General features: G+C 68.8%; 13 protein-coding genes. 10 read left to right on the top strand and 3 right to left on the bottom strand.

Features of this window, described 5'->3' with window-relative positions; genetic code table 11:
- From ACFWPJ_RS12055 to ACFWPJ_RS12020, 8 genes are all read left to right on the top strand, one after another.
- A partial coding sequence (locus ACFWPJ_RS12055) for an FHA domain-containing protein (RefSeq protein ID WP_378849993.1) occupies nucleotides 1-535 on the top strand: 535 nt, incomplete at its 5' end.
- A 168-nt stretch (nucleotides 536-703) separates the two neighbouring features.
- A complete protein-coding gene (locus ACFWPJ_RS12050) occupies nucleotides 704-1,171 on the top strand; it encodes an FHA domain-containing protein (RefSeq protein ID WP_110037970.1) in 468 nt (155 codons plus the stop codon).
- Entirely contained in the window at nucleotides 1,168-2,619 is a 1,452-nt protein-coding gene (locus tag ACFWPJ_RS12045) for a PP2C family protein-serine/threonine phosphatase (protein ID WP_378849991.1), read from the top strand. Before ACFWPJ_RS12050 ends, ACFWPJ_RS12045 begins: the two co-directional genes overlap by 4 nt.
- A complete protein-coding gene (locus tag ACFWPJ_RS12040) occupies nucleotides 2,619-4,091 on the top strand; it encodes an FtsW/RodA/SpoVE family cell cycle protein (protein WP_378849989.1) in 1,473 nt (490 codons plus the stop codon). Before ACFWPJ_RS12045 ends, ACFWPJ_RS12040 begins: the two co-directional genes overlap by 1 nt.
- Nucleotides 4,088-5,554 carry a peptidoglycan D,D-transpeptidase FtsI family protein gene (locus tag ACFWPJ_RS12035; protein ID WP_378849987.1) on the top strand — a complete coding sequence of 489 codons (1,467 nt, stop codon included), beginning with the start codon at nucleotides 4,088-4,090 and terminating at the stop codon, nucleotides 5,552-5,554. Before ACFWPJ_RS12040 ends, ACFWPJ_RS12035 begins: the two co-directional genes overlap by 4 nt.
- Nucleotides 5,555-5,591: 37 nt before the next feature.
- Nucleotides 5,592-7,121 (top strand): protein kinase, encoded by a 1,530-nt coding sequence (locus ACFWPJ_RS12030; protein WP_378849985.1) that lies wholly within the window; start codon nucleotides 5,592-5,594, stop codon nucleotides 7,119-7,121.
- On the top strand, nucleotides 7,118-9,019 hold the full coding sequence (gene pknB / locus ACFWPJ_RS12025) for a Stk1 family PASTA domain-containing Ser/Thr kinase (protein WP_378849983.1): 1,902 nt from the start codon (nucleotides 7,118-7,120) through the stop codon (nucleotides 9,017-9,019). Before ACFWPJ_RS12030 ends, pknB begins: the two co-directional genes overlap by 4 nt.
- A gap of 97 nt (nucleotides 9,020-9,116) precedes the next feature.
- A complete protein-coding gene (locus tag ACFWPJ_RS12020; RefSeq protein WP_189031810.1) occupies nucleotides 9,117-9,536 on the top strand; it encodes a CBS domain-containing protein in 420 nt (139 codons plus the stop codon).
- Between the two features lie 3 nt (nucleotides 9,537-9,539).
- Here ACFWPJ_RS12020 and ACFWPJ_RS12015 read toward each other — a convergent pair whose 3' ends face one another.
- The 3 genes from ACFWPJ_RS12015 to ACFWPJ_RS12005 form a co-directional block, all read right to left on the bottom strand.
- Nucleotides 9,540-10,007, bottom strand: a complete 468-nt coding sequence (locus ACFWPJ_RS12015; RefSeq protein WP_378849981.1) for a deaminase — start codon at nucleotides 10,005-10,007, stop codon at nucleotides 9,540-9,542.
- 144 nt (nucleotides 10,008-10,151) lie between these two features.
- Complete coding sequence (locus ACFWPJ_RS12010; RefSeq protein WP_378849980.1) at nucleotides 10,152-10,838, bottom strand: RibD family protein; 687 nt, start codon at nucleotides 10,836-10,838, stop codon at nucleotides 10,152-10,154.
- On the bottom strand, nucleotides 10,835-11,497 hold the full coding sequence (locus ACFWPJ_RS12005; RefSeq protein WP_378849978.1) for an aminodeoxychorismate/anthranilate synthase component II: 663 nt from the start codon (nucleotides 11,495-11,497) through the stop codon (nucleotides 10,835-10,837). The genes ACFWPJ_RS12010 and ACFWPJ_RS12005 overlap by 4 nt, the downstream gene beginning before the upstream one ends.
- Nucleotides 11,498-11,590: 93 nt before the next feature.
- Between ACFWPJ_RS12005 and crgA the strand changes: the two genes are divergently transcribed.
- Complete coding sequence (gene crgA / locus ACFWPJ_RS12000; protein ID WP_189031801.1) at nucleotides 11,591-11,854, top strand: cell division protein CrgA; 264 nt, start codon at nucleotides 11,591-11,593, stop codon at nucleotides 11,852-11,854.
- A gap of 94 nt (nucleotides 11,855-11,948) precedes the next feature.
- A complete protein-coding gene (locus tag ACFWPJ_RS11995; RefSeq protein ID WP_378849976.1) occupies nucleotides 11,949-12,377 on the top strand; it encodes a PH domain-containing protein in 429 nt (142 codons plus the stop codon).
- The last annotated feature ends 187 nt before the right edge of the window (nucleotides 12,378-12,564 follow it).

The following is a 12,564-nucleotide window of genomic DNA, read 5'->3' as shown; positions in this document are numbered from 1 at the left end:
CGGAGATCAGGCAGGGTTCGTCCAGGAGGGCTATGCCGAACCCGGCTACGACCAGCAGGGCGGGTACGGCCAGCAGGGTTACGCCGAGCCCGGTTACGGCCAGCAGGCCGGCTACGGCGCCCAGCCCGGTTACGCCGAGCAGGGCTACGCCGAGCCGGAGCAGGCGGGCTACGGCCAGCAGGCCGGCTACGGCGCCCAGCAGGGCTACGGCCAGGCCGCCGGTGCCGGCTACGGCGCCGCGCAGTCCAGCTACTCGGCCACGCTGCAGCTCGACGACGGCAGCGGCCGCACCTATCAGCTCCGCGAGGGCAGCAACATCATCGGCCGCGGCCAGGACGCGCACTTCCGGCTGCCCGACACCGGTGTGTCGCGCCGCCACATCGAGGTGCGCTGGGACGGTCAGACCGCGATGCTCTCCGACCTCGGTTCCACCAACGGAACCCTGGTCAACGGCTCGCCCGTGCAGGATTGGCAGCTCGCCGACGGCGACGTCATCCGGGCCGGACATTCCGAGATCCTGATCCGGATCGTCTGATCCCGTAAGCTGCGCGGTGCACGTCACGAGTCGACGCTGTCGGCCCTATGATGCTGCCATCACACGCACGGCCCCGACCTCGGGGCCCGCAAGCCAGCACGCTGGTGGGGGTGGTTCGCCCCGCACCTGCCGTACCGACGTACCCGGGCGAACAGGAGGTGGAACGCCGTGCAGGGATTGATCCTGCAATTGACCCGCGCGGGGTTCCTGCTGCTGCTCTGGTTGTTCGTCTGGGCCGTCCTGCGGACCTTGCGCAGCGATATCTACGCGGCATCCGGCATTCGGATACAGCCCAGGGCCGCACGCGGTTCCACGGTGCTGCCTTCCTTCAGCCGAGGCCAGAAGGGCGCCAAGTATCTAGTGGTGACTCATGGTTCACTCGCCGGCACTCGAATCACCCTCGGCACGCAGCCGGTCCTCATCGGCCGCGCCGACGATTCGACGCTGGTACTCACCGACGACTATGCCTCGACCAGGCACGCGCGACTCTCTCAGCGTGGTGACGACTGGTACGTGGAGGACCTCGGCTCCACCAACGGCACGTATCTAGACCGCGCGAAAGTCACCACCGCCGTCCGTGTTCCGCTCGGCACTCCGGTGCGAGTCGGCAAAACTGTGATCGAGCTGCGATCGTGACACTTGTTCTGCGCTACACCGCGCGAAGCGACCGGGGCCTCGTCCGAGGCAACAACGAGGATTCGGTCTACGCGGGCGCGCGCCTGCTGGCCCTCGCCGACGGCATGGGTGGCCACGCCGCCGGAGAAGTCGCCTCCCAGTTGATGATCGCCGCGCTGGCGCATCTGGACGACGACGAGCCGGGCCAGGACATCCTCGGCAAGCTCGACCGGGCGACCCGCTCCGGCAACGCCGCCATCGCCGATCACGTCGAGGCCGAACCCGAACTCGACGGCATGGGCACCACGCTCACCGCCATCCTGTTCGCCGGCGGCAAGCTCGGCATGGTGCACATCGGCGACTCGCGCGCGTACCTGCTGCGCGACGGCGAACTCGCCCAGATCACCCGCGACGACACGTTCGTGCAGTCGCTGGTCGACGAGGGCCGGATCACGCCGGAGCAGGCGCACACCCATCCGCAGCGGTCGCTGATCATGCGCGCCCTCACCGGCAACGAGATCGAGCCGACGCTGATCATGCGCGAAGCCCGCGCCGGTGACCGGTATCTGCTGTGCTCCGACGGCCTTTCGGACGTGGTGAGCGACGAGACCATCGGCAACACCATGCGCGAGGGCAACACCGACGAGTGCGCCGACCGGCTCATCGAGCTGGCGCTGCGCAGCGGCGGGCCCGACAACGTCACCGTCGTCGTCGCCGACGTGATCGATCTCGACTACGGCCAGAGCCACCCGATCGTCGCGGGCGCCGCCTCCACCGAGGAGGAGGAAGACTCCCCGCCGCCGAACACCGCGGCGGGCCGGGCCGCCGCGATGCGCCCGCCGCGCGCGCAACCGCGCCGGGCCGCCACCGCGCCGCCGCCGCCGGAGCCGAAGTCGCACAAGCTGCGCTGGCTGCTGCTCTCGCTGGCACTGATCGCCGCGGTCGTCGTCGGACTTGTGGTCGGCTACAAGATGATTCGCGGCAACTACTACGTGGGCGCCGACAACGATCAGGTGGTCGTGATGCGCGGCCTGCCCGGTTCGATCCTCGGCTACTCGATCCACGACGTCGAGCTCACCGGCTGCGTCAACAGCAAGGGCGAGCTGACGCTGGTCGAGGCGGGCAAGACGGCGCCGACCGGCTGCAAGAAGCTCATGGTCAGCGATCTCAAGCAGACCGGCCGCGACCAGGTCCAGAAGGGCCTGCCGCCGGACTCGCTGGACAAGGCGCGCGACAGCATGAAGATGCTGGCCCGCAACGAACTGCTGCCGCCCTGCCCGAAGAAGGAATCGGTGCCGCAGCCGGGCGTGCTGCCCACCGAGCAGCCGCCGGTGATCCCCGGTGGCGCACCGACCCCCGGCCCTGATCAGCCCGCGACACCGACCACGACCACCCCGGCCCCGCCGACGACGACCGTCCCACCGACAACTCCGCAGATCTCAGGGGAGAACTGCCGGGTGACGGACTGATGTCCGCACCGGCACCGCCGTCGGCTGGGGCTTTCCCCAGCCCCCCTGGCGGATTCGCGCCAGCACCACCCCCGTCGACGCGACGCAACCAGGAGTTGCTGTTGCTGGCGGGTGCGGCGGGGATCACGACGGTGGCGCTGTTCATCGTGGAGGCGAGCCAGGAACAATCGGTCACCTGGGACATCGTCAAGTACGGGCTGGCGTTCCTCGCGCTGTTCGGGATCGCGCATCTGGCCGTGCGGCGGTTCGCGCCGTTCGCCGACCCACTGCTGCTCCCGATCATCGCGCTGCTCAACGGTTTGGGCCTGGTGCTGATCCACCGGCTCGATCTCGCGGAAGCGCAAAAGGCCGTGTACGACTCGAGCCCGATCCCCTCCCCCGACGCCAACCAGCAGATCATGTGGACCGGCCTGGGCATCGTGGTGTTCATCACCCTGCTCATCGTCTTGCGGGACTACCGCACGCTCGCGCGCTACACCTACACCCTAGGCCTGGTCGGCCTGGTCGCGCTGGCGATTCCGGCACTGCTGCCGAGCCGGTTCTCCGAAGTCAACGGCGCCAAGATCTGGATCCGGCTGCCCGGATTCAGTGTGCAGCCGGGCGAATTCGCCAAGATCCTGCTGATCGTGTTCTTCGCGGGCGTGCTCGTGGCCAAGCGCGATCTGTTCACCGCGGCGGGCAAGCACTTCCTCGGCATGGAGTTCCCGCGACCGCGGGACATGGGACCGATCCTGATCGTGTGGGTCGTCTGCATCGGCGTGCTCGTCCTCGAAAAGGACCTCGGCACTTCGCTGCTCATCTTCGGCACCGTGCTGGTGATGATCTACATCGCCACCGAGCGGGTGGGCTGGCTGGTCATCGGCGGCGGGCTGCTCGTGCTCGGATTCGTCTTCGCCTACCAGCTGTTCGGGCACGTGCGGGTGCGCGTCGACACCTGGCTGCACCCGTTCGACGACTACCACAACACCGGGTATCAGATCTCGCAGTCGCTGTTCGGTTTCGCCACCGGCGGGCTGGCGGGCACCGGGCTCGGCAGCGGGCGCCCGCAACAGGTGCCCTTCGCCAAGACCGACTTCATCGTCACCACCATCGGTGAGGAGCTCGGCCTGATCGGGCTGACCGCGGTGCTGATGCTGTTCCTGATCTTCATCGTGCGTGGGCTGCGGACCGCGCTGGCCGTGCGCGACAGCTTCGGCAAGCTGCTCGCGGCCGGCCTGTCGTTCACCATCGCGATCCAGGTGTTCGTCGTCGTCGGCGGCGTCACCAAACTGATCCCGCTCACCGGCCTGACCACGCCGTTCATCTCCTACGGCGGTTCGTCGCTGCTGGCGAACTACGCGCTGCTCGGGCTGCTGATCAAGATCTCCGATGCCGCCCGCGCGCCCGCACCGGCGCGCAAGCGCGGCCCGGCGCCGATCGCCGAGGCGCCGACCGAGATGTTCCGCAGGTCGGAAGGCAGGGCGAGCGAATGAACACTCCGCTACGTCGCGTCGCCGTCGCCGTGATGGTGATGGTGGTCGCGCTGCTCGTGAACGCGACCTACCTGCAGGTGGTCAAGGCCGACGATCTGCGCAGCGACCCGCGCAATGTGCGCGTGCTGCTCGACGAATACGCACGCCAGCGCGGTCAGATCTCCGCGGGCGGCACCGTGCTCGCGAGCTCGATCGCCACCGACGACCGGTACAAGTACCTGCGCCAATACCCGAGCACCCCACCGGCTTACGCGCCGGTCACCGGCTTCTACTCGATGCAGTACGGCAAGACCGGCCTCGAGCTGGCCGAGGACCCGCTGCTCTCGGGCAACGACTCGAGCCTGTTCGGCCGCAGGCTCATCGACATGTTCGCCGGCCGTGACCCGCGCGGCGCCAACGTGCTCACCACGATCAACCCGGTGATGCAGCAGGTGGCCTACGAGCAGATGACCGCCAAGGGCTACACCGGCGCCGTCGTCGCGATCGAGCCGAGCACCGGCAAGATCCTGACAATGGTCTCGACCCCCAGCTACGACCCCAACGAGCTGTCGGGCCACGACGGCGCCGCCGGCCGGGCCGCGTGGGACCGGCTCAGCACCGATCCGAGCCAGCCGATGCTCAACCGCGCCGTCTCGCAGACCTACCCGCCCGGGTCGACCTTCAAGACCATCGTGACCGCGGCCGCGCTGTCCAACGGCGTCGCCGGTCCCGATGACCAGTTCACCGCGGCGCCCACCATCACCCTGCCCGGCACCAGCACCACGCTGGAGAACTACAACGGCAGCACCTGTGGTGACGGGCCGACCGCCAGCCTTTACGAGGCGTTCCGGCGCTCCTGCAACACCGCGTTCGTCGAGCTCGGCATCAAGGTCGGCGCGAGCGCGCTCAAGGACGAGGCCGCAGCGTTCGGCATCGGCCCGCACCGCGGGGTGCCGATTCCGGTCGCCGAGTCGACCGTCGGCCCGATTCCCGACAACGCCGCCCTCGGCCAGTCGAGCATCGGTCAGCGCGATGTCGCGGTCACCCCGCTCGACATGGCGGTGGTCGCCGCGACCATCGCCAACGGTGGGACCAGGATGCAGCCGTACCTGGTCGACCAGACCCAGGCGCCGGACCTGTCCGAGCTCAGCAAGACCAAGCCGGTCTCGGTCGGACAAGCCGTGAGCCCCCAGGTAGCGTCGACCCTGACGAATCTGATGGTCGCCTCGGAGGCCAATACCGTCGGCGGTGGCCGGTCGCCGTACCAGATCGCGTCCAAGACGGGCACGGCCGAACACGGCAGCAATCCCCGTAACACCCCGCCGCATGCGTGGTATATGGCGTTCGCGCCCGCGCAGAACCCGAAGATCGCCATCGCGGTGATCGTCGAGAACGGCGGCGACCGGGCGCTGGCGGCCACCGGTGGTTCGGGGGCCGCTCCGATCGCCAGGTCGGTGCTGGACGCGGGCCTGGCAGGGGGCTGAACGAAATGAGTGTGCGAGTGACAACACGGGGGCCCCGATGCTGAACAACGGCGCCATGATCGCCGACCGCTACCGCCTGCAGCGGCTGATCGCCACCGGCGGTATGGGTCAGGTGTGGGAAGCGATGGACACCCGTCTCGACCGGCGGGTCGCGGTCAAGGTCCTCAAGACCGAGTTCTCCGCCGACCCGACGTTCCGTCAGCGGTTCCGGACCGAGGCGCGCACCACCGCGCAGCTCAACCACCCCGGGATCGCCGGCATCTACGACTACGGCGAGACCACCGACCCGTCCGGTGGCGAGACCGCCTACCTGGTGATGGAGCTCGTCCAGGGCGAACCGCTCAACGCGGTGCTGAACCGGATGGGCAGGCTCTCGGTCGTCCAGGGTCTGGACATGCTCGAGCAGACCGGCCGCGCACTCGAGGTCGCGCACGCCGCCGGCGTCGTGCACCGCGACGTGAAGCCGGGAAACATCCTGGTGACCCCGACCGGCCAGGTGAAGATCACCGACTTCGGCATCGCCAAGGCGGTCGACGCCTCGCCGGTGACCAAGACCGGCATGGTGATGGGCACCGCCCAGTACATCGCGCCCGAGCAGGCCGTCGGCGAGGACGCCACCGCGGCCAGCGACGTGTACTCCCTCGGCATCGTCGGCTACGAGGCGCTGGCGGGCGTTCGCCCGTTCACCGGTGACGGCGCCATCACCGTCGCGATGAAGCACGTCCGCGACGCGCCGCCGCCGATGCCCGCCGATCTGCCCGCCAACGTGCACGAGCTGATCGCGATCACGATGGCCAAGGACCCGAGCCAGCGCTACAGCAGCGGCGGCGAGTTCGCCGACGCGGTCGCCGCGGTGCGGGCCGGTCACATGCCGCCGCCGCCCGCCGGCGTCGGCCCGTCGATGACCGGCGCGACCCGGGTCCTGCCGCCCGGCCCGACGACGGTGATCCCGGCCGCCGCCGACTACGACGGCGCGACCATGCGCTTCGGCCACCAGGCGCCGCAGCCGATCACCCCCGGCGGCGGTTACACCGGCCCGGCGACGCAGGCCGCGGCTGCGGCCGCCGTCACGCCCGAGACCAGGAAAAACAACCAGAAGTGGCTGATCGCGCTCGGCATCGGCGCGCTGGTGCTCGGTGGCGGTGTGCTGTGGCTGCTGTTCGGCGGTGAGCCGAATCGCGGCACCGGCACGACGACCACCACCGTGCAGACCACCAAACCGCTGCCCCCGCCGGTGACCACCACCAAGCAGCTGCCGCCGCCGATCGTGCCGCCCAGCGAGCCGGATACGACCACGCAGGCGCCGCGTCCGACGACCACCACCGAGGAGCCGCAGCCAACCACGACGGAACCGCCGGTGACGACGACGCAGCCGACCACCACGCCCAAACCGACGGCGACCACCACGACCAAGACCACCAAACCCACCACCACCAAGCCGGAGGGTACGACGACGGTCAACGGACGTCCGCGGCTGCCCACGCTCGACCTGCCGTTCCCCGACGCGCCGAACGCGCTGGGCCCGAAGATCACCGTCGACAACTCTCCGTCACAAGGACAACCATGACCACCCCGAAGAATCTCTCCTCGCGGTACGAGCTGGGCGAGATCATCGGATTCGGCGGCATGTCGGAGGTGCACAAGGCACGCGACGTGCGGCTCTCGCGTGACGTCGCGATCAAGGTGCTGCGGGCCGATCTGGCCCGCGATCCCACGTTCTACCTGCGGTTCAAGCGGGAGGCGCAGAACGCGGCCGCGCTCAACCATCCGGCGATCGTCGCGGTGTACGACACCGGCGAGGCCACCGTCGACGGCGGTCCGCTGCCCTACATCGTGATGGAGTACGTCGAGGGCGACACCCTGCGCGACATCGTCCGCGGCAAGGGCCCGCTGGCGCCGCGCAAGGCGATGGAAGTCGTGGCCGACGTGTGCGCCGCGCTCGATTTCAGCCACAAGGCCGGGATCGTGCACCGCGACATGAAGCCGGCCAACATCATGATCAACCGCGCCGGCGCGGTGAAGGTGATGGACTTCGGCATCGCCCGCGCGATCGCCGACAGCTCCAACCCGATGACCCAGACCGCCGCGGTGATCGGCACCGCCCAGTACCTCTCGCCGGAGCAGGCGCGTGGCGAGACCGTCGACGCCCGCTCGGATGTGTACTCGGTCGGCTGTGTGCTGTTCGAGATCCTCACCGGGCAGCCGCCGTTCACCGGCGACTCGCCGGTCGCGGTCGCGTATCAGCACGTCAAGGAGGATCCGCCGCTGCCGTCGTCGGTCAATCCCGGCGTGCCGCGCGAACTGGATTCGGTGATTCTCAAGGCGATGGCCAAGAATCCGGCCAACCGGTACCAGACGGCCGCGGAGATGCGCGCCGACCTGATCCGGGTGCTCGGCGGGCAGAAGCCGATCGCGCCGATGGTGATGAACGACGAAGATCGCACCACCATCATGGACTACGACGACGAGCCGCCCCCGCGGACGTTCCGTGATCGCCGCGACGACACCTCCGAGCAGGCCGCGATCCCGCCCGCCGAAGAACGCAACCGCACCGGTCTGATCGCGCTCGGTGTCGCCGCCGCGCTGGCGGTGGCCTTCGGGTTGTTCTGGGTACTGGTCGGGCCGGGTAGCAAGCCCGACCAGGTCGCCGTGCCCGATGTGTCGGGCCAGCCCTCCCAGCAGGCGCAGACCGCGCTGCAGAACGCTGGGTTCAATGTCGCCGTACTGCAGAAACCGGACGGCAAGGTGACGCCGGGCAATGTCATCGCGACCCAGCCGCTCGGCGGTTCCCGGATCGACGAGGGCAGCACCGTCACCCTGCAGGTCTCGACAGGTCCGTCGCAGGTCCAGGTGCCGCGGCTGGCCGGTCTCACGCAGGCCGAGGCCGAGCAGAAGCTGAATTCGATCGGGCTGCAGCTGAACCCGAACGTGGCGCGCAAGGCGTCGAGCACCGCCGAGACCGACAAGGTGATCTCGCAGGAGCCGAGCGCGGGCGTGCGGGTCGACATCGATCAGCCCATCGTCATCACCATCGGTTCGGGGCCGGAGCAGGTCAGGGTGCCGACGGTGGTCGGCCAGGACATCGCTGTCGCCCAGCCGAATCTGGCCGACAGCGCGGGCTTCAAGGTCGAGATCCAGGAGGTGAAGTCGACCGCGCCGAGGGGGCAGGTGCTCTCCACCAACCCGGCGGGCGGCAGCAACGCGGAGAAGGGGTCGACCATCACCGTGCAGGTCTCGGCCGGTGACCGGATCATCGTCCCCGATCTGAGCGGACTCACCCCGACCCAGGCGCAGGAACAGCTGCGCGGGCTCGGCTGGACGGGTCAGCTCAGCCAGACCACGGTGATCACGCTCGACGGCAGTGCGTCCGGCAAGGTCGTCGGCCAGAGTCCGGCGGCGGGGTCCTCGGTCACCATGACTAGCAATGTCGTGCTGCAGGTAGGTGCTTCACCGATTCCGCGCTGAGGTCTCGATTGCGTGGAGAACCTACCCGCCGCGGCGCGGCGGGCGCAGAATGAGGCTGCTTCATCCCAACAGCAACGCTGAACGAGGAGGTAGCCCTATGACCACGGCCAGGGACATCATGAAGCCCGGTGCGCAGTGGATCACCCGCGGCGACACCGTATCGACCGCCGCGACGGCGATGGCCGATCTCGGCGTCGGATCGCTCGTCGTCGCCGATGACGACGAGCGCATGTGCGGCATCATCACCGACCGCGACATCGTCGTGAAGTGCATCGCGCTCGGCCTGTCCCCCGAGACGACGACCGCGGCCGAACTGTGCGAGTCGACCCCGCGCTGGGTCAGCGCCGACGCGGATGTGGAAGACGTGCTCGACCAGATGGAGAGTCATCGGGTCAAGCGGATGCCGGTGATCGATAACAAACGGCTGGTCGGCATGATCAGCGAGGCCGATCTGGCCAGGCATCTCGACGACAATCAGCTGGGTGAGTTCGTGACCGCCATCTACGGGCGGCCCTGAGCCTCAGCTCAGATCGAGGTGAGTGTTCATCGACATGGCCTCCTCCGCCAGGTCGGTGAGCTCCACTACGCGCACGCCGTGCTCGCGGAGTTTGTCCACACCCTCGCACGCGGCGACGAACAAGCTCGGCTCGCGCCAGGCGATGACGACGGTCGGGATACCGGCGGCCAGGATCCGGTCGGTACACGGCGGTCGGCTCGCCGTGGCGCGGGTCGAGCACGGTTCGAGCGTGCTGTAGATCGTCGCCCTGGTCAGCCGTGGGTCGTCGGGGTCGAGCTTGTTCAGCGCCGATTCCTCCGCGTGCACCTTCTCGTCGGTCTCGCGCGACCAGCCGGTCGCGATCTCCACTCCGTCGGCGACGATCACCGCGCCCACGGAGTAGGCCGTTGTGCTGGGCGGACAGTTCCTGGCCAGGTCTATCGCCCTGTGCATGAATCGGTGGTCGGTGCTCTCGGCACTGTCTGCGCTCATCGAATTCCCCTGCTGGTCGGGAGTTATCCACAACTGTCGCATGATGTGGAGTCGGTCATGTTCAGGTGTGCAGCGATTCGTTCGACAAACTGTGGACAGTGATATTTCCGCAGGTCGGTCCCATGATTTCGAACACAGGGCCGGTTAGCGATCGGGCTCGTCCGCGGCGCCGACCAGGTACTTCAGCACAGCGACATCCCCAAGTTGTTCCACACCCGCCAGGCGCAGCCGGCGTTGTGCACCGCCGGGGAACTGGGCCGGGCCGACGAAGCGCGGCGCGGCGGGGTCGCCGACCAGGATCGGCGCGATCGCGAGCCGGATCTCGTCGACCAGGTCCGCGGCGAGGAAACCGGTGTGCATCCCGGTCCCGCCCTCGACCATCAGCCTGTGGATACCGCGTTCGCCGAGGTCGTCGAGCAGGGCGGACAGCGCGAGTTCGGGGCCGAGCGCGACGACTTCGGCCAGCCCGGCCAGCCGGTCACCCAGCGTCGCCGCGCCCGCATCGGAGGTGTAGACGAGCTTGTCGCCGCCCGAATGCCAGAAACGCAGCTCGGGATCGAGCTCACCCGAAGCGGTGACGGTGATCTTGACCGGATACTCCGGCTTGCCCGCCGACACCCGGTCAGCCCTGCGCTCGGCGCTGTTGACCAGCAGCCGGGGATTGTCGGCGCGCAGTGTCTGCGCGCCGATCAGGATCGCGTCGGACTCGGCACGCACTTGATCGACCCGGTCGAAGTCCGCGCTGTTGGACAGCAGCAGCCGCTGGGCGCTGGTGTCGTCGATATAGCCGTCCAGGCTGGCGGCCACCGACAGCAGTACCCAGGGCCTCACTGGGTCACCAGCGCGGCGACCTCCGCTTCGAGCGCCGACACCAGGGCCTCGGCGGGGCGCTGCCCACACACCTCGAGCCAGTTGGCCAGCATCCGGTGTCCGCCCTGGGTGAGCACCGACTCGGGATGGAACTGCACGCCGTGGATCGGCAGGGTGCGGTGGCGCATGGCCATCACGATCCCGCTCTCGGTGTGGCCGACGACCTCGAGCTCGTCCGGGATCGTCTCGGGGAGGACGGTCAGCGAGTGGTAGCGGGTGGCGGTGAACGGGTCGGGCAGGCCGGCCAGCACGCCGGACCCGAGGTGGAACACCTGGCTGGTCTTACCGTGCAGCAGCTCCGGCGCCCGGTCCACTGTGCCGCCGAACGCCTCGCCGATGGCCTGGTGCCCGAGGCACACGCCGAGCAACGGCACCTGGTGCTTGGCCGCCGCGTGGACCAGCGGGATGCTGGCGCCCGCCCGGTCGGGGCTGCCCGGCCCCGGGCTGACGAGCACGCCGTCGAAGGTCCCGCCCTCGTCGCCGCGGGTGAGCAGGGTGTCCAGATCGGCGAGGCGCTGATCGTCGTTGCGCCAGACCACGGCCTCGGCACCAAGCTGGCCGAGGTACTGCACCAGGTTGAACACGAAGCTGTCGTAGTTGTCGACGACCAGAACACGCATGCGTCGAGAGTACGTGCCGACCCCGTAGGTCGTCGCATTCAATACCTGGTGGGATAGCCTAGGAGTTACCTGTATTCCGAATTCGAGGACGTCATGCCCAAGTCCAAGGTCCGTAAGAAGGCCGACTACACCCCGAGCCCTGCCAGCCGCACCCCGGTGAAGGTGAAGGCGGGCCCGTCGCCGGCTTGGTACGTCGCGATCATGCTTGGTTTCATGCTGGCAGGCCTCGTCTGGCTGCTGGTGTACTACCTGGCCGCCGAGCAGATCGGCTGGATGAACGATCTCAACGCGTGGAACTTCCTGATCGGGTTCGGCCTGATGGTCATCGGCCTGATCATGACCATGCGATGGCGCTGACCAGCCGGTACGCGCCGGATTACACCGGTGTTATTCATGCACACCTGTGGATGAAGCTGTGGACAACTCGAGGAGCAATGGGGGACGACGCCGCGTGAAGTGGACAACTCCCACGGCCGGTCTCGTCGCGGTCTCCGGCGGCGGCTTGATCCTGGTCGTGGCGGCTGTGCTGGCTCAGGACGGACCGAGCAGGCTGCTCGTCGGCCTGGCCGCGGTCGCCGTCCTGGGGATGGCCGTGCTCGGTCTCCGTCAGCGCCCCCGGTTGACCATGGTGTCCGGCCCCGCGCCGCGCCTGGTTGTCGGCACGCTCACCGGGCCGAAGGAGTACCCGCTGGACCGGATCGACCGGATCCGGATGGTCTCCTACCGCCGCCTCGGCCGGAAGTCGGCGATGCTCGAGATCGACGTCCAGCACGAAGGCTCGGAGCGGCTGCTGATCTTCGGCCGCTGGGATCTCGGCACCAACCCGCACGATGTCTACGACGCGCTGGTCGTCAACGGCTTCGCCTCGGTGGCCGACTGATCGCGACGTTTCACGTGAAGCAAAGAAATCCCCCGCCCCGCCGTGGCGGGGGGGGGGTGTGGGGGGTTGGGGGGGGGGTGGGGGGGGGGGGTTCACCTTACTTTGGTGCCCCCCCCGGGCGTTCCCACATTCGGATATAAGCGGGGGGGGCCACCTCGCCGGACAGTTCGCCGACGCCGGATTGCTC

The sequence above is a fragment of the Nocardia sp. NPDC058497 genome, from assembly GCF_042720195.1.
Taxonomy (GTDB): domain Bacteria; phylum Actinomycetota; class Actinomycetes; order Mycobacteriales; family Mycobacteriaceae; genus Nocardia.
The sequence above is the reverse complement of the archived record's forward strand: the minus strand, read 5'-3'. Positions and strand labels throughout refer to the sequence as shown.

Excerpts from the sequence above, each read along its gene's own strand:
- ACFWPJ_RS12040 (WP_378849989.1), top strand. The coding sequence starts at position 2,619 with ATGTCCGCACCGGCACCGCCGTCGGCTGGGGCTTTCCCCAGCCCCCCT.
- ACFWPJ_RS12035 (WP_378849987.1), top strand. The coding sequence starts at position 4,088 with ATGAACACTCCGCTACGTCGCGTCGCCGTCGCCGTGATGGTGATGGTG.
- ACFWPJ_RS12030 (WP_378849985.1), top strand. The coding sequence starts at position 5,592 with ATGCTGAACAACGGCGCCATGATCGCCGACCGCTACCGCCTGCAGCGG.
- pknB (WP_378849983.1), top strand. The coding sequence starts at position 7,118 with ATGACCACCCCGAAGAATCTCTCCTCGCGGTACGAGCTGGGCGAGATC.
- ACFWPJ_RS12020 (WP_189031810.1), top strand. The coding sequence starts at position 9,117 with ATGACCACGGCCAGGGACATCATGAAGCCCGGTGCGCAGTGGATCACC.
- ACFWPJ_RS12015 (WP_378849981.1), bottom strand. The coding sequence starts at position 10,007 with ATGAGCGCAGACAGTGCCGAGAGCACCGACCACCGATTCATGCACAGG.
- ACFWPJ_RS12005 (WP_378849978.1), bottom strand. The coding sequence starts at position 11,497 with ATGCGTGTTCTGGTCGTCGACAACTACGACAGCTTCGTGTTCAACCTG.
- crgA (WP_189031801.1), top strand. The coding sequence starts at position 11,591 with ATGCCCAAGTCCAAGGTCCGTAAGAAGGCCGACTACACCCCGAGCCCT.